The following is a 21219-nucleotide window of genomic DNA, read 5'->3' as shown; positions in this document are numbered from 1 at the left end:
GTGGCGGGGCCAGTTTCGGGTGGAGATGTTTATGGCCGAGCTAAACCTGAAATCGGGCAGGGCCGCGCCATTAAAGGGTGTTTCTATATCCGTCATCTTGCCGGGTACCTTCGCAATGCTGATATCCCTTTGGCTGACCGGGTTTGGTGGGATGGCGGCGAAGCTTGTTTTGATCGGATTCTGGGGTATTTGGGTATTTCCTTTGGTTTTCCGGGCCCGATTGACGGGCGATGGATTGGTCGCCTGCCTTTTGCTGTGTGGGTTGATCGCAATTGTCGGGGCTGGCAATGGTGATAGTGACGAGAAGCTGCGGCTGATCGGCAATATTTTGATTCTGCCGCTGGGGCTGGTTTGCGGGATTTGTCTCGGGCGGGAGTGTTTGCGCGTCATTGTACCCGCACTTGCGGTTTATCTGCCGGTTGCCAGTGTTTTTCAGGCAACGCACGAGGGATGGCGGCTTAATCACCCGTTTTTGTTTCTGGGGTTGTTTGTGCTGGCCTGTGTGATGGCGCGGCCTGCACGTGGTGTCATCGGTGCGATCAGCGGCATCGCCGTCTTGTTGAGTCAGACGCGGATTGCGGTTCTGGCACTTGTGATTGTTCTACTTGGGCGTGTGCGGCTTTCGCATGCGATGACCTGGCTTTTGGGGATACCGGTTTTGCTCGGCGCTTTGGTGATGGCAGCTATCTGGCTGCCGCGTCTCCTGATGACCCATGGCAGCGGGAGATTGGCGTTCTGGCAGATGTTTTGGGATGATTGGTTACAGGCTGACACCGTTCAGCAGTGGCTTGGTTTTGGCGCGGGAAGTGTAGAGGCAGTTTTGCAGCGGTTGCCATCTGCAGCGGCTTTTGGCGCGCTGCATAACGACCATTTCCGCATCCTTTTCGAGACGGGATTGATCGGTATAATTCTTTGGGTGATGGGCTGGGGGATGCTGATATGGCTTGTGCGGGGTTCACGGGTGGCTGTCTGTATTCTGGCATCGGTAGCTGTAACCATGGTGACGGATAATACGCTTTCATACGGGCATTACCTGATCTGTTGCGGGATGGCCGCCGGGATCGCGATGCGGGAGGGCATAGTTGAAAATCGATGATCTGATCGCCGTGCGCGATCGGGTGATGGTTGCGATTGTTGCCGCCGATTTTACCGGGGCCGATCCGTTTGACGGGCTTGAAAGCCGATTGTTCCGGGTAAGTGGTTTGGGGCGGTTTCGTATGGCGCGGCTGGTGTGGTTGCAGGCGATAAAGCGTGGGCCACGGGCACTGCGCCACATCGCGATGATTCCCGCATTGCAAAACCCGAAAACATTGGCGTTGCTTCTGGGTACCGCCGACGGCGTGCGGCTTTGCAATGTGGCGGGCAGGCTTTACCAGATGCAAAACGAGGATGGTGGTTGGGGATATCCGTTTGCGTGGCAGGCGCGCGCCTTTTATGTGGCGCGCGGTGCGTCCAATGCGATTGTCACGAGCTTTGCGGTTGATGCGCTAATGGAGCGGGGTATGTCCTCAACCGATCCGGTGATGCAACGTGCGGCGGGGTTTATGCGTGGGCTTTGGCGAGAGGGATATTTTGCCTATGTCGACCAAGGGAATGCCGAAATCCACAATGCCAGCCTTTGGTCAGCGTGGGCATTGCATCGGATTGATCCTGATAATGAGATGAGCCAGAAGTCGGTTGCGCGGGTTTTGACCTCACAGCGGCCCGATGGGGCCTGGGAATATGGCACGCGGGTGCATCATCGTTTTGTTGATGGCTTTCATACCGGATACATCCTTGATCTTCTTGATCGGTTCCGCGCATCCGGGATGGTCGGGTTGGATGACGCTATCATGCGCGGATATGCGTTTTATCGCGCGGAATGCTTTGATGCGAATGGCCATCCGCGCAGCTTTGCCGGGCGGGAAGGTTATGTGGATTGTCATGCGGTGGCACAAGCCATAGCGACACTTTGCCGGTTTGGTGAACTGACAGCAGCACAGAAAATTGCAGATTGGGTCTGTGATGCATTGTTTGATGCCAAGCGCGGAGTTTTTTATGCCGGGCGCTGGCGGTTTGGTGTGGATCGGCGTAATTACATGCGCTGGACGCAGGCATGGATGGTCTGGGCATTGTCGATTGTGATAGAAAAGACCACGATGACAGAAGCACTCAACCCTGGCCAACCCTTGGTTTTCGAACATCCGGATCCGGCCCGGCTGGAGAAGGAGGAAGCCCTTCTTGCGCTTTCCGAGGATGCATTTCGCGAACTGTTTAAAGTGACCCGGATTGAAGCGCAGAAAATGCGGGTAAGCGGGGATATGGAAGCGCTTTATCGCCTGACTCGGGGGCTTAAAACCCTGCAACGGATTGGCGGGGAGCGGGGAATTATCCTGAAGGCGGGGCGGATTGAGGCGATTGCCAGCGACACGTAACCTTGCCCGTTTGCGCATTTTGGGAAATAACCGGGGCAGATACCGGCCCCAAACCAGAAATCAGAAAGCCGTTCATGCCCAAAGCCTTTCCCGTCCTTCCGATTGATGCTGTTCTGCCCGACCTTTGTGCCGTGCTGGAAACCGGTACCAATGCGGTTTTGCAGGCCCCGCCGGGGGCTGGGAAAACGACCAAGGTTCCCTTGGCGTTGCTGGAAAGTGCATGGCGGAATGATCAGAAGATCGTGATGCTCGAACCTCGGCGGCTTGCCGCGCGGGCGGCAGCGCGCCGGATGGCCCAGTTGATGGGCGAGGGCGTCGGCGAGACAGTCGGCTATCGCGTGCGATTTGACAGCAAGGTTTCCGCCAGAACCCGGATCGAGGTCGTGACCGAGGGTATTCTGGTGCGCATGATCCAGGATGACCCGGAACTGTCAGGCATTGGCTGCGTGATTTTTGATGAATTTCACGAACGGTCGCTTGATGCCGATCTGGGATTGGCATTAGCGATGGAAACGCAGGCCGCCCTTCGCGATGATTTGCGCATTGTCGTAATGTCGGCAACCCTTGATGGCGATCCGATTGCGGCCCTGATGGGCGGTTGCCCGGTGATCACCAGCGAAGGCCGCGCTTTTCCGGTTGAAACAAAATATATCCCGATCCGCCCCGATGCGTGGATTGATCGGGAAATGACGGCGGCGATCCGGTTGGCACTTCGCGACGAAAGCGGGTCGATCCTGGCCTTCCTGCCCGGGCAGGGGGAAATCACGCGGGTTGAGGCGGCGTTGAAAGACGGGCTTGATCCATCGGTGATCATTGCGCCGCTTTATGGCGCGATGGAAACCAGGGCACAGGATATTGCGATTGAGCCAGCACCCGATGGCATGCGCAAGGTGGTGCTGGCGACTGCGATTGCCGAAACGTCATTAACGATTGATGGCATTCGGGTGGTGGTCGATTGCGGATTGCAGCGTTTGCCAAGATTTGACCCGGCATCGGGCATGACGCGGCTGGTGACGGTCAAATCATCGCAGGCCAGTGCCGAACAACGTCGCGGTCGTGCCGGACGATTGGAGCCAGGCGTGTGCTATCGCCTGTGGGCAGAAGCCGAACATCGCGCCCGTCCGCCTTTTACCACGCCGGAAATTGCCGATGCCGATCTGGCGCCACTGACGCTGGAGCTCGCCCGCTGGGGCGTGTCTGATCCGGCAAGCCTGCCGTGGCTGGATCAGCCCGACGGGGCAAAGATCGAACAGGCACGTGATGTGTTACGGCGGCTTGAGGCGATTGACGATGCTAACCGGATCACGCCAATGGGAACTGCGATGGCCGGATTGCCAGTGCATCCGCGGTTGGCACATATGATGTTGCGTGGCGCGCGCCTTGGACTGGGCGAGGTTGCCTGTGCGCTGGCAGCACTTTTGTCGGATCGGGATTTCATGCGCGGGCGTGGGGTGGATTTAAGGCTTCGGGTCGAGGCGATTCTGGCCCGCAAGGCCCCAAAAATGATCACGGAAGCCGCAAGACAGCTTGCAGGGCGACTGGGTGAGGTCGCAAAGAAAGAAGTGGCGTCCGACGCAGGCAACATTGAGGTCGGCCCTGTAGATCATGCGGATCAGGTCGGGTTGCTTCTGGCATTTGCCTATCCCGACCGGATTGGCGAACGACGCAAGGGTACGGATGCGCGGTATCGCCTGTCGGGCGGGCGTGGCGGGATACTGGCCAATGACGATGCATTGGCGAACGAACCCTATATCGCGGTGGCGGAGCTTGACGGGCAGGCGCGCGAAGCACGGATTTACCTTGCCGCACCTTTGTCGCGCGCAAATCTTGAAACCCATTTTGCCGATCAGATTTCCGAAGGAACAGAGGTCTTCTGGGAAGTGCAAAGCGATGCAGTGCAGGCACGATGGCAACGGCGGATCGGGGCGCTGGTGCTTGATGAAAAGACCACCCGTGACGAGGCCGGATCGGATGCGATTGCGACCGCGATGATCGAAGGCATTCGTCGTCTTGGCCTGCATTGTTTGCCTTGGGACAAGGCGGCCGAGGGACTGCGCGAACGGATCGCGTTCCTGCATCGGGTCGATCCGGAAAACTGGCCCGACATGAGCGATGATGCGCTTTTGGCATCGCTTGAGGATTGGCTGATGCCATATCTTGGCGGGATCAATAAACGCAGCCAGCTTAAACAGGTCAATATGGCCGAGGCATTGGTATCGGGCATTGACTGGAACAGGCGCCAAGAGCTTGATCGTCTGGCACCGACCCACTGGACCGTGCCGACCGGATCACACATCCGCATTGATTATAGTGCTGAAACACCGGCACTTCCGGTCCGGTTGCAGGAAATGTTTGGCGTGACCGGAACCCCCAAAATCGCCGGGGGCAAGGTGGCGGTGACGTTGCATCTGCTGTCGCCAGCACAAAGGCCGCTTCAGGTAACGTCTGATCTGGTCGGGTTCTGGAAAGGCTCCTATGCGCAGGTCAAGGCCGAGATGAAGGGACGTTATCCCAAACATTACTGGCCCGACGATCCGTTGCAGGCCGAACCGACCCGGCGGGTCAAAAGCCGGATGTAAGGATAAGACCAGGTCGCGTGGCAGGGCTATACGCATTTGACGCAGGCGGGCATAATCGTGCCTCGATTTTGCGTTTAACAGGATCATGATGATCACAGCCGCCACACCGCTTTTAAACGTTGCCGAGATCAACCGCAGCATCGATTTTTACCGTTTGCTGGGGTTTGAGGTGGTGGCGCGTACCTTGTCCGATCTGGATGAGCAACCGGTCTGGGCGATGCTGGAGGCAGGTGACGGGGATACCAGAATCCGTTTGATGCTGGCCGCGCATGGCGGTGTTTCGCATGAAGAGCGCCGGATGCGACCATCCTTTGCCGGGCTGGTCTGGTATCTGGAATGCAATGATGTCGACGGCATGTTTGACACGATAAACGATGCCGGGTTCAAGCCAGAGCCGGTGACGGAGCTTGAGGACGGCACGCATCAGTTCTTTGTCCGTGATCCGGACGGATATGAAATCGCCCTGACCGGGGGATGACATCCGGTTACGGCTTTTCCCATTCCATGATGTGGAAATAAGGGGCCCGGTAGTATCGTTCGTACATACCGCCATGTTCAGAGCCGGGCAATGGTTCGTCAAAATGGCGCAGTACAAGATTGTGAGATAACAGAATTTTCATATAGCGGCTAAAGGGTCTATGCCAGTTTTTGATACGAATGCCGCGCCATTGAACCCATTCCGGACGCTCTTCCATATAGCGATCAAGGCAGAAATGTTCGGATCCATTGTCACCTTTTACCCAAGTTGTCGGCGTTGCGGCTGTGCTGAAACTGTTCAGATTGGCAATGAGTAAGGTGCCACCAGGACGTAAAACACGCACCATTTCAGAAACAGCAGCATCAATATCCGTAATATCGATCATGCTAAGATAACTGATTACAAGATCGAATGCTCCATCGGGGAGATCGAGCTTTTCAGCATAGTGAACATAGTATGCGCCGTTTGGGTCACAGGATCGGGCATGTTCGATCAGGCGTTCTGTGGGATCAATGCCGGTGGCGGCGATACCTAGGTTGGAAAGCATGCGACAAAAACGTCCTTCACCGCAGCCGATGTCCAGTGCAGTGGCAAATTTTTGTTTGTTAATGCGCTCAAGCATTGGGCGGTCGAGGACATGTTGGCGGCTGAAATCCCCATCGCCGGAGTTATCCGCAATCCATGCATCAGCAGATTCATTCCATCCATTAGACATTTGGGGCTCCGTTAGTGGCTGGTGCAATTTGGAGAATGTTGGCTGTTGGGCGTGTTGGAAAAGCAATGCGTGACGGTCGCGTGTGGCTGATACAGCGACAATTTACGAACGTGTTTAGCTTTTCGGATAGCTGATTTCGAGGACTTCAAGCTCGTCCTCGCCCGCTGGCGTGCGTAGCGTCACCACATCACCGACACCGGCTTTCATCAGGGCGCGCGCGACGGGGGAAATCCAGCTTATTTTGCCTTTGAGGCTTTCGGCCTCGTCCTCGCCAACGATGCGGATGGTGACTTCTTCGTCCCGCGCATTCACATAGGTGACCGTGGCACCAAAGAAGACCCGGCTGTGGTCGGGTTGTTCGTGCGGATCGACAACAACCGCGTCCTCGATCCGTTTGCGAAGATAGCGCACCCGGCGATCAATTTCGCGCAGGCGTTTCTTGCCATAGATGTAGTCACCATTTTCCGACCGGTCACCATTGCCTGCCGCCCATGAAACCACGGCAACGGTTTCGGGCCGTTCCTTCTTCCACAGGTGATCAAGTTCTGAGCGAAGGGCTGCGAGCCCTTCGGGGGTCATGTAAATCGGTCTGTCCATCAGCGGGTTTTAGCTTAACGCTGCGCCGCGGGAAAGAGGCGATTTGGGTCGGCGGTGTAGCAGATGCCGGGCGTCTTGTTATCCATCAAGCGGCAGGCCCGCGACAAAATCGCGCAGCCAGCGTTGTGCGGGATGGACATCATTGCGGCGATGCCAAGACATGGTGAAGCCGATCGGATCAAGATCGAAGGGAAGCGATCGAATGGCAAGAGCATCGTCCTGGCCAGACGCTGGAATGACGCCAGCCATCAGGGTTGCGATCAGGTCGGAGCGTGCAATCACAAGCGGGGCGGCGTACATCGTTGGCAGGGTCACGGCAAGGCGGCGTTTATGGCCCATTTTTGCCAGTGCCGCATCCACCAGACCAAAGCGGTCATTTTCCGGTGATACCAGCAAATGCGATAGCGAAAGGAAAGCCGGAAGATCCAGCGGTGCCTTGGTTGCTGGGTGGTCACGGCGCAGAACGCAAACGAAGTCTTCCGAAAACAGTGGTCGGGTCAGTATGCGCCCGCTTGCCGTGGGGGAGACGCCAATCGTTAGGTCGGCTTCCCCCGCGTCAAGCAGGGTAATGGCGTCATCCCGCGCGGTGAAGTTACCGATCCGCAGCGTGATGCCCGGTGCCTTTTGACGTAGGGCATCAAGGAGTACCGGCAGGACCCTAAAGGTCGGGTGATCCGAAAGTGCGACGGAAAAGGTCGCGGTTGAGGTCGTCGGATCGAATGTCTGGGTGAAATCAAGCGTGCGCTGAATTTCGGCGAGCGCATGACCGAGTGGTTCGGCAAGATCAAGGGCGCGTGGGGTTGGTTGTAACCCGCCCGGGCTTCGGATGAAAAGTTCATCATTAAGCAATCCGCGCAGCCGCGATAGTGCGGCACTCATGGCTGGCTGAGTACGGCCAATACGTATGCCCGCACGCGTGACGCTGCGTTCTTTCATCAGCGCGTCGAAGGCCACCAGAAGATTGAGGTCGATGCCATGTAAATCCATGAGATGGATGTTGTCACATATTTTATATTGATTTCAAGTATGTCGAGAGGGTCGGTAGCATTTCCCCATATCCAGCAATCCTGAATGGGAAATGAAAATGACGGATCAAATTAATACGCCCGCGATTACCGGGGTATCAGACCCGGATCGCAACGCCATCGAAGCACTGTACCGGGCTTTCAGCAAAGGTGCCGACCTTTTGGATGAGGCGGTTTGCAGCGACTGGCAGGATATCCCGCTGGCCCCCGGGCAGGAACCGGGACGCGACGGCATGAAGCCGCTGATCAGGGCGTTTCAGGCTGCCTTTCCAGACGTGAAAATCATCGTCCACGAAATGATTGGCGGACCGGGCCGGGTTGCCGTGCGCGCCGAAATCACCGGCACGCATTCAGGCGAATGGTTCGGGATTGCGCCGACAGGCAGGGCATTTCGCATGCCGATCCACGAATTCCATTATGTCGAAAACGGCAAAGTGACCCATACGTGGCATCTGGAAGACTGGCTTGGCTGGTTGTATCAGGTGGGCGCATGGCCAATCACTGATCAGGAGGCCTCGCAATGAAAGCCGTCAGACTTGATGATTACAATACGGCACCTGTCATCCGCGATATTGCCACACCGGAAATCGGCCCGGAGGACGTGCTGGTCCGGGTGGGAGCAGCAGCTCTTAATCCGCTGGATGTCAAATTGCAAAGCGGCGTGTTGCAGGGCTATTTCCCGCTGGAATTCCGATACACGATGGGATCAGATATTTCCGGGATGATCGAGGACGTCGGCGCAAATGTGATCGGCTGGCAGAAAGGTGACAAGGTTATTGCCCGGCTTGATCCGGTCGCAGGTGGTGCCTTTGCCGGGTTCGCCTGTGTTCCGGCAAATTACCTTGTGAAGCTACCTGAAGACATGCCGCTTGAAGTGGCCGCAGGCATTCCGACGGCGGCGGGAACAGCGTGGCAGGTGCTGTTCGAGATGGGCGATCTTGGTGTCGGGCAGACCGTTCTGATCCATGCCGGGGCAGGCGGGGTGGGCAGCTTTGCCATCCAGTTTGCCCGTGCGGCCGGCGCGCGCGTGATTGCAACCGCATCCGGGGACGGGATCGACATTGCGCGGACATTGGGCGCAGATCAGGTGATTGATTATCGTCATGCCGATTTTGCTGAAATGCTTTCGGACATCGATCTGGTGATCGACAGCATTGGCGGCGAAACACAGCAAAAATCGTTTGGAGTTCTGCGAAGCGGCGGCAGGTTGCTATCGCTTGTTGCCCCGCCGGACGAGGCATTGGCACATGCGCACAATGTCAATGCGCAGTTTGTGTTTCATATGTCTGACGGGGAACGGTTGGCGCGGGTTGTTTCAGCGATACACGAGAATAAAGTGAAGGTCCTGATCGACCGGACCGTGCCAATCGATCAGTTCGGCGATGCCTTTACCCGGCAAGCATCGGGCCGGGTGCGCGGCAAGATCATTGTGACGATGGTTTAATATGAGAAAACCGTGACGCAGACTGTCTGTGTCACGGTTTTTGTTTTCTGAGATCGTCACTGGTCAGGCGTTGGCTTCAACCCGAAGGGCTTTGTCGTCAATCGGCATATGCACGAGGGCGGCAAAGATGCCAAGCGCGATGGAAGCGATCCAGACGCCATCGAAACTGCCGGTCAGATCAAAGATGACCCCACCCATCCACGCGCCAAAGAACGCACCGATCTGGTGGGACAGCATGACAATGCCAAACAGCGTTGCCATATAGCGCGGGCCGAAAACCTGCACGATGATGCCGCTAGTGAGCGGCACGGTTGACAGCCACAAGGCCCCCATCACCGCCGAGAACAGCCAGATGGTCTCAGCCGTTTTGGGTGCAATCATAAAGATCAGAATGACCAATGCGCGCATGCCGTAAATAAACGACAGGCCCCATTTCTTGCGCCATTTGCCGCCCGCCCAACCAGCCGTCAGGGTGCCGACAATGTTAAACAGGCCGACAATAGCAAGTCCCTGTGCCGCGACCGAACCGGGCAATCCGCAAAGCTGGGTAAAGGTCGGAAGGTGGGTTGCGATCACAGCGATATGAAAGCCGCAGACAAAGAAGCCGGCATTCAAAAGCAGAAAACCGCGATGTTTGCGCGCCTCGTGAAAGGCCGCGACCAACCCGGTCGGGCCAAGATCAACACCCCCCGAATTGGGGCCGTGGGCCTCGGCCTTGCCCGTAAGTGCAAAGGCAAACGGGACGATGATCATTGACATGACGGCAAGGATTGCAAGGGCAGACACATAGCCGACACTGTCATTCAGAAACTGGGTTGTCGGGGCCATGATAAACTGGCCGACCGAGCCCCCGGCAGATGCCAGGCCAAGGGCGAAGCTGCGTTTGTTGGGTGGGAAGGTACGGCTGATGGCGGCCAGAATGACCGGGAAGCTGGTCGCACCGACACCCGCCCCGATCAGGAAGCCTGATGTCAGATGCAGTTCAAGTGGGGAGGTCGAAGTCCCCATCAGATACAGACCCAGCGCATAAAACAGTGCCCCGCCGATCAGGGTGCGGGTTGTGCCATAGCGATCGGCAAGGGCACCGGCAATCGGGGCGGCAACACCCCACATCAGGTTCTGAATGGCAAAGGCCAGACCAAAGGTGGAAGCACTCCAACCGGTGGCCGTCAGCATATCGGGGATAAACAGGCCAAGCGACGGTCGGATTCCAAGATTGACTGCCAGGACAAGACAGCCAGCGACAAGAACAAGCCAGGGAAACCATCTGGCGGTGCGAAGAGTGGGGCTCATCGGGCTACTCCGGAGCGGATTTCAATAATTGTTCCGATTTTGAACGCGATGGCGCAATGCGTCCAATTCATTCGGATTATTATGTTGATAACATTTGCGCATTATTATCTGGCAGCGGATCGGATATCGCTCCGGCTTCGACGACAATTTTGCCAACGGTATCAATGATATCATCAAGATCGGTATTGGCCTGACGGCGGATCAGCATGATCCCCATATCCCAGTTCATGCCGGGAATATCAAGGATGCGAATGCGGTTTGCCGCCGGACTGTGCATGCAGAACCGCCGTGCCATGATGCCGTATCCCGCACCGGCGGCAACCATTTCGATCTGCAATTCAAGGGCGGAAACTTCGAGCACGGATTTGAACTGCACCCCGTTCTGACGCGCCCACGCATTGCCAAGTGCCCGGAAAGTACAGCCATCCGGCATCAGAACCATTGGATGTTCGGCCAGTTCGGCAATGTTTTTCGGGTGGTGTTTGGCCGATCGTGGTCCGATGGCAACGATTTGGTCATCAAGAAGCTTTTGCGCGCGCAGACTTGCCGGAATATCTCGGACATCGGTCCCACCGATTGTGCCATGTGGACCATCCAGCGACAGCATGGCATCAATTTCACCCCGCCGCATCAGCGGCAACAGCTCGCTTGACCAGCCGCTTTTGATCGTAAGCGACATGTCAGGAAAACGTGTGTGCAGGTCGCGCAGTTCACGTGCCGCCAGCAGAGGCGCTGCCCCGTGGCTGACGCCAAGGCGGAAGGGGCCCGTCACGGCATTGTTGCCGGTGATGCTTTCGGTGAAACCGTTAAGGCGGCGCAAAAGATCACGGGCTTCGGCCAATGCACGATGCCCGGCAGGGGTCGGTTGCAATGGTTTCAATGACCGGTCAAAAAGCTGTGTGCCAATGCGTTCTTCAAGGCGCTGGATGCGGCGCGTGATGGCGGGCTGCGTCAGGCCAAGGTGGGCTGCCGCCCCATGAAAGGATTTTTCATCGGCCACGGCAATCAATGCCTGAAGTTCGCGGGTATCCATAACGATCCATCCTTGATGCTGGAAGCGACAAGGATCGCGCAATTATACTCACGATGCAAGAAAAGCATCATGCTGGATCTGGCGATATATTTGATGCATGTCTGGCCTGTTTCAAGGCATCGGCCATTTTCTGCATTTTGGTTTTGCATGCTGTTGCTGCCGCGGTATAGCCGCCTTCGCCGCCATCAAGAAAATGAAAATGCGCATCGTTGGTGACGGATGGTACGATGCAGGTCATCAGGGCGGTTTTCTGGTGATGCACGCCGAAGTGAATGTCGCCGTGCTGTTCGGCTTCGAGCAGAAGGTCTTCAATATCGCGTGACTGATCGGGTGTGCAATTGACCGTCATCCACAGTCCATCACCGAATTTGCGAAAATCGGTATTCAGTGCCGTATAGTCGCGATAGCGCACCGGATCAAAGCCGCCGACGGATTTCCCGGTTTTAAACAGGATCAGCGCGATCAGGGAAATATACAGCGCCTGTGCCCATGCCTTGAAAAGCGATCCGCCTGGTGCGCGCGTTGCCAGCGCTTCAAGCCGCAGACCCGATGGCGGGAATTTGAATGCGGGTCCGGCAGCGGGGATCGGGCTGCTTTTTCGCGGGCTGCTATCAAGGATGTCAAACAGCTTGGCAGCACAGATATCAAATAGAGGTCGGTCTTCGCCGGGCAGAACGATGATCGACAGGATTTCGCTATCCTTGGTCGCCTTGATCGGTGACCAGCGACATGACAGGCCGCTAAGGTTTGGCTGGGTTCCTGCGGGGGCCGGGGCAACGAGATTGTTCCCCTGTTTCATCCGGTCTTCGGCCCATTTCATGCCGCGCCCGGAAAACATCGCATAGGAAACCGGCGGTGAAACCGCGTAACGTGCCACCCTTACATTGCGCCCGGTTGCCCGGATTTCGGCAATCCGTATCAGGGCAACCCTCAGATCAAAACCAAGGGCTTCGTTCGCCCATGTCGCGGTGGCTGCAAGGGCATCGCGCACGGCATCAATATGATCGGGCGGGCAGGCAAAACCGGCACCATCGCCGCCAAAAATAAAGGGATAATCGGAATGGCCAAGCGCATTGCTTACCGCGCAAATTACCGAGGCCCCGACCATGTTGACATCCTTGAACCGGCCAGCTGCGACGGCTTTGGTCGATCCGGCAATATCGGATGTGCCGACCCACCAGTCATCTGGCAGTTCGTGATAGATTGACGGATCAAGAACCTTGGCGAAATCGTTAAAAACCGGGATGTCGAGATAGGGATTGTTCACAGGCATCTCGCAGTTTCGCAGGGCCGGACTATGCCGCCTTAGTAATGAGGCGGCGGTGCATCATCTTCTGGTGATGTACGCAGGAAATCAACAAGCCGTTTAATATCTTCGGCCATCAATTTGTTGCGCCGTTCCAGCAGATCAATCCGGTCCCACTGCGATTTGATCATGTCGGACATGTCATGCATCGCGCTTTCGAGATGGGCAATATGGATTTCGAGTTCGTTGATGCGGGTATCGGGGTCTTGCTGGCTCATGTTGGCGTATTTGCTCTGACTGCGGGTGGAAAACTTGCCGGGCTTCAGTCCCTGTGGCAGGAGTAGGGAATGGACCGTAACATACATTGCCAAGATTGGTTAGCCGACCTGTGAGCGAATTATCCATCCTTGTCATTCTGGGCGTCGTTATTGCCTTGATCCTGATTTATGCGATCCGGCTGCGTGCGGTGCCGATGCCAAGTGGTCGCAAGGCACGAACGGAAATCATATCCTATCTGCCCAAGGAACCCTGCCGGGTGACGGATTTCGGATCGGGGTGGGGAGATTTGGCAATCAGCATCGCGCGAGCACGGCCTGACATTACCGTGACAGGTATCGAACTATCGCCTTTGCCCTATACTGTCAGCCGCATTCGTGCACGGCTCGCCCAGCTTGAAAACCTCTCTTTGGTGCGTGCGGATTTTAGAAAGCGTGATCAGGACCCGGGGGATGTTGTTGTGTGCTTCCTTGACCCGCGCGTGATGGCTGATGTCGGCGATGTACTAAATCAGCGTATGGTGCCCGGCGGGATCGTAATATCGCGCGCCTTTGTCATTCCCGGCTGGCAGGCATTTGGCGAGGTCCCGATGCAGTCGGGGAGCGATATGCTTTATCTTTATCGGGTGGGATCGCATCTGTCAGGATAAGGTGAAGCGCGGTTTGCAAAAAGCAGGGGCGCTTTGTGCGACCCTGCGTTTCGGCGTTATTCTTCTTCATAAATCTTGATCAGGGCGGAATGGTCAAGATCGCCCCCGCCCATTTCGATCAGTTCTTCGTAAAGTTCGAGTGCGAGGCGCGAGAAGGGCAATTCAAGGCCAAGCTCGCCTTCGGAAAATTCAAGCGCCTGATACAGATCCTTGCGCTGGGTGACGACCTTGCCGCCTGGTTCGAAATTACGTTCGATCATGCGTTCGCCGTGCTTTTGCAGGATGGCAGAATCCGCAAAGCCGCCGGTCAGGGCGGATCGCAATTTGTGCAGATCGACCCCGGCCTCGTCCGCCATGGAAAAGGCTTCGGCAATGGCACCGATGGTGATGCCGACAATCATCTGGTTGGCGGCTTTTGCGATCTGGCCTGATCCGATTTCCCCGACATGGGTGACGCGTGATCCAAGAACGCCAAAGACACGCTGGACACGTTGGAAGTCTTCTTCCTCGGCTCCAACCATGATGGTGAGTGTACCGTTTTCCGCGCCGTGTGTGCCGCCCGATACCGGGGCATCGATCCAGTGGCCGCCTGCTTCTTCGACGGCATCGGCAAAACGCCGCGTTGCATCGATGGCGGTTGTGCCCATATCGACAACGATGGTGCCTTCTTCCATACCATCAATAACGCCGTCTTCGCCAAGCAGGACATTCTCAAGCGCCTCGGTATTGGCGACACAGATGATGACGATGTCGGCATCGGCGGCGGCATCGGCGGGGGTCGGGGCGGTTGCAACGCCCAGATCGTCAAAGGCATTGAGCGTTTCGGGATTTCGCGTATTGACGGTCAGGATCGCGCCAGCCTTTTCAAGATTGAGCGCCATCGGGCGGCCCATCAGTCCCAAACCGATGAATGCGATATTTTCCCCGGCAAGTGCGGTCATAACGGTGTTCCTTCGTTTTGGCCAACGCGTGGGCCTTCAATGTGACGGTCAAAGCGATCAGGCAATCAAAAACATCCCGGTTCGTGGAACCGGGCGGGCGGCAGTAAAAATGCAGGTGCGGCCATAACATGGCGGTCTGACAAAGAAAGCAGCAATTCAAGGCACTTGCCTGATGTTATGCGCGTTTCATTCGAGTTCCGTCACTATCGGCCGACGCTATGTCGTCGGAATGGAAATTATGTGGTCGTTCTGTGCTGTCTTCGCTTTTATCTTCACGGGCCTAGAATTCGCCAGGGCGGACATAACGCGCGGCCATCGCGCGTTCAATGGCTGCACCTACAAGGCGGTCGATATCAAGGCGGTGACGTATCAATTCGAGAATGCGAAGTTCTTCCTGACTGATTTCGCTGTCAGACAGGACAATTTCACAGGCAAAGACATAGGCTGTTTCGCGCAATTTGCGCGGCAGGGCTTCGCGGATCATATCCAGCGTGCTGTCGAGCCCGTCTTCTTCGGCAAGTAACTTGGCACAGTCACGTGCAACTGCGGTGACACCGTCATTGTCAAAGCCGGCAAAAATCGGAAGGTAACGAACCCGACGCCCCATTGCGGACAGTTCTGCGTCGGTAATATCGTTATCCGAGGCCGAAACCATAACCATTGTGTAAATCAAGGCGTCCTGATGCGAGATCACGATGATTACTCCTTTTCCGGGTGACTGACCGTTAACGGATATTCCCGCCGAACGTCGACGCACCGGCTGATGGCGTGTGACAACTCCGATGGACATAGAACCTAAGACGGTATTTGATCCCCGGCAACAGTTAACCGTTTAAATCCTCACGATTTTAATGATTGCGTAGTGAAGTATGAGGCATCCTTTGGTCGTCGGGACACAGGGGGGGCTTGCTACGCATTCATGCGTAGAGGCTGTGAACCGAAGGGGATGCTTAAAAAATTACAACATGTTAGCGTCAGGAACGCATCGCATTCTCTCTTGGGAATAAAATAGGCCTTTGCAGCGCATGGGGTAATAGTTATGGTCTCGCAGCGATAACAAAAATGACGAATAAGCCGGGTATGGGAGTTATCATTTCAAGCAATGCTGCGGGAACTCTTGCGGCGTTGATTGGGCATCTTCGTGTACCGTCGGGGGTTTATGATCCCATCGGCGAGAGCCTTCTTGTCAATGCGCCGTGGGTACAGACGATCTCGCCTGACCTTGCCGATGATACCTGGCAAAAAATCGATACCCATCCCGAAATTGCCCGAAACATTCGTGAAATCAGTGCCGAAGCCCTTAATGCCGTCGGCTATTTTTCGCGCGTTGACCATATCGACGGTCGCGATGTTCAGTTTTTTGCCTGGCAGCTTTCATTTTCCGAACAGGTTTATGTTCGCATCATCGCCTTGCAGGATGCCGACGCAACGACAGGCACCGGGGTTCTGATTTCCCCGCAACCGGTTCTTGTGGTCGAACGCGATGGCGGTTTGCGATTCTCGAACAAGGCAGCAGAACAGGCTGCCCTTGAAATGGGGCTGCCCGGTGCATTGTCGCTGACCAAGCCAACCGGACAACGTGCCCTGTTCGAAGAAGGGGAGGATAACGGCGACTGGGATGAGGTTCGAACGGTCCATTACGGGCAGCGGATTTACCAGTGGCAGCGCATGCCTTTGCCGACGCAGGATGCGATTGCGCTGTTCGGGCAGGAACGCACGCGCGAGGAAAGCTATCGCCGGGCACTTGAACATGCCGTGCATGGTATTATCGATCTGGCGGCTGATGGCACCCTGACCAGTGTGAACGAAGAAGCCGCAACATTGTTTGGCTATGACAATGTCCGTGAACTCCGTCAGGCCTATCTGACCAATCCCGAAAAGTTCTATGCCCGATCCGAGGATTTGCGCGATTTGCGCCGCGATCTTGTATCGGGCAACGGCATTCAGGCGCGCGATGTGGAAATGCGCCGTCAGGATGGCAGTCAGCTTTGGGTGCGGATCAACGCGACAGAAATCCGCGGCGAGGGCGGATCGCTTCTGGGGTATAGCGTTACTGTTACCGACATCACCAAAAGCCGTCAGGCGGAATATGATCTACGCCGTCGACAGGAACGTTATCGTGCGTTGGTGCAAACTGCGGGTAGCGTGATCCTGTTCCTTGATAGCGAAGGACGCATTCTGGAATATAACCGCGAATGCGAATGGACATTCGGCTATTCCTGGATGGAAGCAGCGGGGCAGAATTTCTTTGATTTTCTGTTGCTTCCGGGGGAACGCGATCAGGTGCGTCAGGCGATCAAGCGCCTGATTTCCGGAGAGATCATCAAGGACGAAGTCATTTCATTCCGTCGTCGCGACGGCGAGGTGCGCCTGTTGCAATGGAATGCGCGTGCGCATTTTGGTGAAGATGGCGACGTATCGGGTGTGATCTGCATCGGGCAGGATGTGACCGAAAAACTGTCGGTCGAACGTGCTCTTCGCCGGGCCGAGGAAAAATATCGCGGTATTTTCGAAAATTCCGCCGAAGGTCTTTATCAAAGCCGCCCGCTTGGCGATATCCTGTCGGCTAATCCGGCATTTGTGTCGATCCTTGGGTATGACAGTGCCGATGAATTGCTTGTGTCACAAAGCGGGTTTTCGCAATGTTACCTGAACCCGACCAATCGGTTACGTTTGACGGGTAAACTGTTGCGTGATGGCGCGGTTCAGGGTTTTGAAGCCGAAATGCGCCGCCGGGACGGCAAGATCATCTGGGTCGAGGAAAATGCCCGGCTGGTCCGCGATGACAAGGGTGTTCCGGTTCTGATCGAAGGATCGATCACGGATATCACGGATCGAAAACGCAGCGAAGCCCGCATCCAGTTCCTGGCTCATCATGACGGATTGACCGGACTTCCCAACCGAACCCTGTTTCAGGAACGTCTTGCTGCCGCGGTCAAGCGCGGCAAGCATGAAAAGCGCAGTTTTGTGCTGATGCTGTTTGATCTGGATAACTTCAAGGACATCAATGATACGCTTGGGCATCCCATCGGCGACCTACTCTTGCAGGGGGTGGGGGAGCGCATGCGTGTCTGCCTGCGTAACGAGGATGTTGTCGCACGCCTTGGCGGGGATGAATTTGCCGTCCTGATCCATGATCCGGGCACGGTCGAGGAAGTGACCCTTGTTGCGCAGCGCCTGATTGAACGGGTGTCTGAACGCTTCATGCTGGACGGGAACGAGGTGCAGGCATCGACATCGGTCGGGATTTGCATGTTCCCGCAGGACGGGCGCGATGAAAAAGACCTGTTTCGGAATGTCGATCTGGCGCTGTATTGCTCCAAGGCCGAAGGGCGCAACCGGTATCATTTCTTCGAGCCGCGTTTGCAGGTCGAAGTGCAGGAACGCAAGGCGCTGGAACGCGACCTTAGCCACGCGATTGAAAATGACGAGCTGGAGCTGTTCTATCAGCCGATCATTGATATCGCGAACCACAAGATCATCGGGATGGAGGCACTGGTACGCTGGTTCCATCCGTCCCGCGGGCAGGTGAGTCCGGTCGATTTCATTCCCGTGGCCGAACGCATGGGAATCATTGCCGATGTCGGGCGCTGGGTGCTCAATCAGGCCTGCAAACAGACCCGGCAATGGGTCGATGCCGGTTATGGCGAACTGACGATTTCGGTCAATCTTTCGCCGCTGGAACTGGCGCGGCACGAGGATCTGATTGAAAGTGTCGGCGATGTTCTGGAACGGTCGCGTCTGAACCCGACTCAGTTGCAGTTCGAAGTCACCGAAAGTGCGGTGATGGATAACCCGCGCGAAGCGGCGATCACACTGGGCATTCTGCGCAATCAGGGGATCCGGATTGCGATTGATGATTTCGGGACCGGTTATTCATCGCTGGCCTATCTGAAACGGTTCCCGGTCGACAAGATCAAGATCGACAGGTCGTTTATCATTGATTTGGACAGTCGCGATGGCAATGCGGCAATCGTGCGCGCGGTGGTCTTCCTGGCGCGGTCGTTTGGCATGGCGGTCAATGTCGAGGGGATCGAGACGGAAATGCAACTTGAACGCATCGTTTCCGAAGGGGTCGACGAGGTGCAGGGCTTCTATTTCAGCAAGCCGATCCCGGCCAGCGATTTTGAAGTGCTGTTGAAATCGAACGTGACCATGCCGTTTGATGTGTCCTTTGGCGGGAACTCGCGGCCGCACTGATCATGCAGGCGACCGCATTCCCGGTTTTCAACAGGTTTCGTCCGTTATCACGCGGCGCGGTGATCCCAGAAATCACCGGCCTTCTGGCGCACGCGATCCCGGTCGATCACCACCGTTAACGGGCGTGACCGGCTTTTGCGCAGGACACCCTGACGACGTAGATCGGCAATCATGCGGCTTGCGGTTTCGGTGGTTGTGGCGATGATGCTGCCCAGCTTGTCGCGTGTCGGTAGAGGGCAGTGATCATCCTTGGCACTCCAGAGCAGGAACCGGCAAATCCGGCGCATCGCCGACCCGGTCCCCAGATTGACCTTCCAGTTATAGCCATCGACAACCTCACGCGCGAGCAGACGCAGGATCGCCTGTTGCAGTTCGGGATTGTTTGTCTGGGCCATGCGAACACGCGCAACCGGAATGCGCATTAGCACCGTTGGTGTCAGGGTTTCGCTGATCAGTGACAGACCCGGTTCGACAACGGTCTCAAGTCCGATGAGGTCGCCGGGACGAAACACGCGGCAGACCTGACGTTCGCCATCTTCGGCATAGTGACACTGCATCACAAGGCCCGACAGGATGCGATAAATATATTCGCTGTCCCCTTCGTGATGTCCGATGGCTGTATTGGCCCCCATATCAAGGGCCGGGTTTTCAGCAAGTTTCTCAAGATGTTTCAAGGCGTCTTCGTTGTTCATGGGGGAACTCCCGATGGCACAAGGGAGATACGCGGCATCTTGCGGGGTGCCGCGTATCGACACCAGATCTTTTGTCCGGCCGGATGGCCGGTTTGCTTTGTCTAACAATCAGGCCGCGCGTAATGCGCGGGCGGGCCGGGCAACAAACAACCAGTCCAGCAACCAGATCACCAGCATGGATACACCGACAACCGGGTAAATGATGCCGCCAATCGCAAGGATTGCTGTGACTCCGACCAGACTTTTTGTTCTTCGTGGCAAGGGTGGTACGCCAAGCGATCCGGCAGGGCGGCGTTTCCACCACATAACCCCGCCCGAAACGGCCATAAAGACAATCGCGGCACAGACAATCATCAGAACAATTTGGTTGATCACCCCGTATTCCTGACCAAGATGGACATTGATCGACCATTCCATGATCCGGCCAAAGATGCCGTAATCCTGATATCCCATATTGATCAGCGGTCGACCTGAATACTGGTCCAGATGAATGACACGCTGTTTGGACAGGTCATCGGGATAGATTGATGCACTGTAAACACCGGTTTCGCCACCTGGCAGTGAAATCGCATAGCCCGGCGCAATGCCAAGTTCCTCGAACTTTGTCACGGCTGCATCAATGCCGATGGGCGTTGGTTTGACACCCCCGGCATTTGCGATGCCGTCAACCGACATCGGGATCGGGGCGTTTTCGGTAGTCCAGCCGGTTTCGCCAAATGCGTCAATCATCGGCACGGTCGAAAGCGGTACATCGACGCGCACACCCGATGGATAGCCACTGGGTGTGCCGTTGGCGAATTCGTTGGCATATTTGCCCCAGAACACCGACCAGAACATGCCGGTCGCGGCTAGAAACACGATAAAGAAGCCAACAAAAATACCGGTTACCGCATGGGCATCGCGCCACCAGCGCCTGCGTGCAGGCGTATCGCGCACGGTCAGCACGCCGCCTGTCTGATCGCTGCGCGGCCACCAAAGGTATGTGCCGGTTGCGACCAGCAGGATGCTCCAGCCCGCGGCAATTTCGATCAGGTAATTGGCAATGGTGCCGAATTCGGCCAGGCTGTGGATGCGGCGCACCAGCCACATGATTGTGCCGCGATCAGGCATCGACCCCTGAACCAATCCTGTATAGGGATCGACATAAACCGACCGACGATCACCGCCCGATGTGGCAATGACGATTTCGGTGCTGCGGTCCGGCGAGGCCGGCGTGATGATTTTGACCGGTTTGTCGCCAACGAAATAGCGCACGGCATCAACCTGTGTGCTGATCGGAAGCGGCGGTACATCCAGAACATTGACGAATTTCAGGTCGGAATAAATCCAGTCATCGATTTCGTCACGGAAAAGATAGGCCGCACCAGTGACGGCCAGCAGAATCATAAAAGGCAGGACAAAAAGTCCGGCATAGAAATGCCAGCGCCAGACAGCGCGATAGAGGCTGCTTGTCCCTTTGGGCGCATTTTTGGCATGTGCCGATGCATTTGGCATCACGATATCCCCAATTCGGTCGCGGGTCTGTTGGAATACAGGCGCATAGGCCGGCCAATCCCTACCCGGAACTTAAACAATCTGAAATTGGCCGTGCTGGGTGGTCCGATGCCAAGAATGGCAACAGACATCATCCATCAGGC

General features: G+C 56.3%; 19 protein-coding genes and 1 pseudogene. 8 read left to right on the top strand and 12 right to left on the bottom strand.

All coding sequences use genetic code 11. The features are described from left to right. Positions 1-31: 31 nt before the first annotated feature. From AUP42_RS17140 to AUP42_RS17125, 4 genes are all read left to right on the top strand, one after another. On the top strand, positions 32-1096 hold the full coding sequence (locus AUP42_RS17140) for an O-antigen ligase family protein (RefSeq protein ID WP_062952793.1): 1065 nt from the start codon (positions 32-34) through the stop codon (positions 1094-1096). After that, complete coding sequence (locus tag AUP42_RS17135; RefSeq protein ID WP_062952792.1) at positions 1083-2414, top strand: hypothetical protein; 1332 nt, start codon at positions 1083-1085, stop codon at positions 2412-2414. Before AUP42_RS17140 ends, AUP42_RS17135 begins: the two co-directional genes overlap by 14 nt. A gap of 74 nt (positions 2415-2488) precedes the next feature. Then, on the top strand, positions 2489-4993 hold the full coding sequence (hrpB, locus tag AUP42_RS17130; RefSeq protein ID WP_062952998.1) for an ATP-dependent helicase HrpB: 2505 nt from the start codon (positions 2489-2491) through the stop codon (positions 4991-4993). An 85-nt stretch (positions 4994-5078) separates the two neighbouring features. Then, the gene (locus AUP42_RS17125) at positions 5079-5471 is read left to right on the top strand and encodes a VOC family protein (protein WP_082824826.1); all 393 of its coding nucleotides are present in this window, start codon (positions 5079-5081) and stop codon (positions 5469-5471) included. A gap of 7 nt (positions 5472-5478) precedes the next feature. On the opposite strand, the gene AUP42_RS17120 is transcribed toward AUP42_RS17125, so the two are convergent. From AUP42_RS17120 to AUP42_RS17110, 3 genes are all read right to left on the bottom strand, one after another. Further along, on the bottom strand, positions 5479-6186 hold the full coding sequence (locus tag AUP42_RS17120) for a class I SAM-dependent methyltransferase (RefSeq protein ID WP_062952790.1): 708 nt from the start codon (positions 6184-6186) through the stop codon (positions 5479-5481). Between the two features lie 114 nt (positions 6187-6300). After that, positions 6301-6783 (bottom strand): transcription elongation factor GreB, encoded by a 483-nt coding sequence (gene greB / locus AUP42_RS17115; RefSeq protein ID WP_062952789.1) that lies wholly within the window; start codon positions 6781-6783, stop codon positions 6301-6303. A gap of 78 nt (positions 6784-6861) precedes the next feature. Further along, entirely contained in the window at positions 6862-7770 is a 909-nt protein-coding gene (locus AUP42_RS17110; protein ID WP_062952788.1) for a LysR family transcriptional regulator, read from the bottom strand. A gap of 97 nt (positions 7771-7867) precedes the next feature. Here AUP42_RS17110 and AUP42_RS17105 point away from each other — a divergent pair, with 97 nt between their 5' ends. Both AUP42_RS17105 and AUP42_RS17100 read left to right on the top strand, forming a co-directional pair. Next, complete coding sequence (locus AUP42_RS17105; RefSeq protein ID WP_062952997.1) at positions 7868-8332, top strand: ester cyclase; 465 nt, start codon at positions 7868-7870, stop codon at positions 8330-8332. After that, positions 8329-9252, top strand: coding sequence for an NADP-dependent oxidoreductase (locus AUP42_RS17100; protein WP_062952787.1), 924 nt, complete (start codon positions 8329-8331; stop codon positions 9250-9252). Before AUP42_RS17105 ends, AUP42_RS17100 begins: the two co-directional genes overlap by 4 nt. A gap of 63 nt (positions 9253-9315) precedes the next feature. On the opposite strand, the gene AUP42_RS17095 is transcribed toward AUP42_RS17100, so the two are convergent. The 4 genes from AUP42_RS17095 to AUP42_RS17080 form a co-directional block, all read right to left on the bottom strand. Further along, entirely contained in the window at positions 9316-10545 is a 1230-nt protein-coding gene (locus AUP42_RS17095; RefSeq protein ID WP_062952786.1) for an MFS transporter, read from the bottom strand. 79 nt (positions 10546-10624) lie between these two features. Beyond that, positions 10625-11578 carry a LysR family transcriptional regulator gene (locus AUP42_RS17090; protein WP_062952785.1) on the bottom strand — a complete coding sequence of 318 codons (954 nt, stop codon included), beginning with the start codon at positions 11576-11578 and terminating at the stop codon, positions 10625-10627. A 67-nt stretch (positions 11579-11645) separates the two neighbouring features. Next, a complete protein-coding gene (locus AUP42_RS17085) occupies positions 11646-12851 on the bottom strand; it encodes a DUF3095 domain-containing protein (protein WP_062952784.1) in 1206 nt (401 codons plus the stop codon). A gap of 32 nt (positions 12852-12883) precedes the next feature. Next, positions 12884-13102 (bottom strand): SlyX family protein, encoded by a 219-nt coding sequence (locus AUP42_RS17080; RefSeq protein WP_062952783.1) that lies wholly within the window; start codon positions 13100-13102, stop codon positions 12884-12886. Positions 13103-13212: 110 nt separating this feature from the next. Between AUP42_RS17080 and AUP42_RS17075 the strand changes: the two genes are divergently transcribed. Continuing rightward, positions 13213-13749, top strand: coding sequence for a class I SAM-dependent methyltransferase (locus AUP42_RS17075; protein WP_062952782.1), 537 nt, complete (start codon positions 13213-13215; stop codon positions 13747-13749). 56 nt (positions 13750-13805) lie between these two features. Here the strand turns inward: AUP42_RS17075 and AUP42_RS21990 are convergent, their stop codons facing one another. From AUP42_RS21990 to AUP42_RS17065, 3 genes and pseudogenes are all read right to left on the bottom strand, one after another. After that, a complete protein-coding gene (locus tag AUP42_RS21990) occupies positions 13806-14171 on the bottom strand; it encodes an NAD(P)-dependent oxidoreductase (protein ID WP_258547313.1) in 366 nt (121 codons plus the stop codon). Between the two features lie 30 nt (positions 14172-14201). Then, positions 14202-14708 (bottom strand): annotated as a pseudogene (locus tag AUP42_RS21985) (NAD(P)-dependent oxidoreductase); the annotation flags it as partial. 262 nt (positions 14709-14970) lie between these two features. Beyond that, on the bottom strand, positions 14971-15384 hold the full coding sequence (locus tag AUP42_RS17065; protein WP_082824825.1) for a tellurite resistance TerB family protein: 414 nt from the start codon (positions 15382-15384) through the stop codon (positions 14971-14973). Between the two features lie 368 nt (positions 15385-15752). On the opposite strand from AUP42_RS17065, the gene AUP42_RS17060 reads away from it, so the two are divergent. Beyond that, a complete protein-coding gene (locus tag AUP42_RS17060) occupies positions 15753-18890 on the top strand; it encodes an EAL and GGDEF domain-containing protein (RefSeq protein WP_231858328.1) in 3138 nt (1045 codons plus the stop codon). Between the two features lie 47 nt (positions 18891-18937). On the opposite strand, the gene AUP42_RS17055 is transcribed toward AUP42_RS17060, so the two are convergent. Both AUP42_RS17055 and AUP42_RS17050 read right to left on the bottom strand, forming a co-directional pair. Further along, complete coding sequence (locus AUP42_RS17055; protein WP_062952780.1) at positions 18938-19582, bottom strand: Crp/Fnr family transcriptional regulator; 645 nt, start codon at positions 19580-19582, stop codon at positions 18938-18940. Between the two features lie 108 nt (positions 19583-19690). After that, positions 19691-21076, bottom strand: a complete 1386-nt coding sequence (locus AUP42_RS17050; RefSeq protein ID WP_062952779.1) for a PepSY-associated TM helix domain-containing protein — start codon at positions 21074-21076, stop codon at positions 19691-19693. Positions 21077-21219: the final 143 nt, after the last annotated feature.

Source organism: Thalassospira lucentensis, from assembly GCF_001613805.1.
In the GTDB taxonomy this organism is placed as follows: domain Bacteria; phylum Pseudomonadota; class Alphaproteobacteria; order Rhodospirillales; family Thalassospiraceae; genus Thalassospira; species Thalassospira lucentensis_A.
This window is presented reverse-complemented; position numbering and strand designations above follow the sequence as displayed.

Coding starts and splice junctions, on each gene's coding strand:
- AUP42_RS17140 (WP_062952793.1), top strand. CDS start 32: ATGGCCGAGCTAAACCTGAAATCGGGCAGGGCCGCGCCATTAAAGGGT.
- hrpB (WP_062952998.1), top strand. CDS start 2,489: ATGCCCAAAGCCTTTCCCGTCCTTCCGATTGATGCTGTTCTGCCCGAC.
- AUP42_RS17125 (WP_082824826.1), top strand. CDS start 5,079: ATGATGATCACAGCCGCCACACCGCTTTTAAACGTTGCCGAGATCAAC.
- AUP42_RS17120 (WP_062952790.1), bottom strand. CDS start 6,186: ATGTCTAATGGATGGAATGAATCTGCTGATGCATGGATTGCGGATAAC.
- greB (WP_062952789.1), bottom strand. CDS start 6,783: ATGGACAGACCGATTTACATGACCCCCGAAGGGCTCGCAGCCCTTCGC.
- AUP42_RS17110 (WP_062952788.1), bottom strand. CDS start 7,770: ATGGATTTACATGGCATCGACCTCAATCTTCTGGTGGCCTTCGACGCG.
- AUP42_RS17105 (WP_062952997.1), top strand. CDS start 7,868: ATGACGGATCAAATTAATACGCCCGCGATTACCGGGGTATCAGACCCG.
- AUP42_RS17100 (WP_062952787.1), top strand. CDS start 8,329: ATGAAAGCCGTCAGACTTGATGATTACAATACGGCACCTGTCATCCGC.
- AUP42_RS17095 (WP_062952786.1), bottom strand. CDS start 10,545: ATGAGCCCCACTCTTCGCACCGCCAGATGGTTTCCCTGGCTTGTTCTT.
- AUP42_RS17090 (WP_062952785.1), bottom strand. CDS start 11,578: ATGGATACCCGCGAACTTCAGGCATTGATTGCCGTGGCCGATGAAAAA.
- AUP42_RS17085 (WP_062952784.1), bottom strand. CDS start 12,851: ATGCCTGTGAACAATCCCTATCTCGACATCCCGGTTTTTAACGATTTC.
- AUP42_RS17080 (WP_062952783.1), bottom strand. CDS start 13,102: ATGAGCCAGCAAGACCCCGATACCCGCATCAACGAACTCGAAATCCAT.
- AUP42_RS17060 (WP_231858328.1), top strand. CDS start 15,753: ATGACGAATAAGCCGGGTATGGGAGTTATCATTTCAAGCAATGCTGCG.
- AUP42_RS17055 (WP_062952780.1), bottom strand. CDS start 19,582: ATGAACAACGAAGACGCCTTGAAACATCTTGAGAAACTTGCTGAAAAC.
- AUP42_RS17050 (WP_062952779.1), bottom strand. CDS start 21,076: ATGCCAAATGCATCGGCACATGCCAAAAATGCGCCCAAAGGGACAAGC.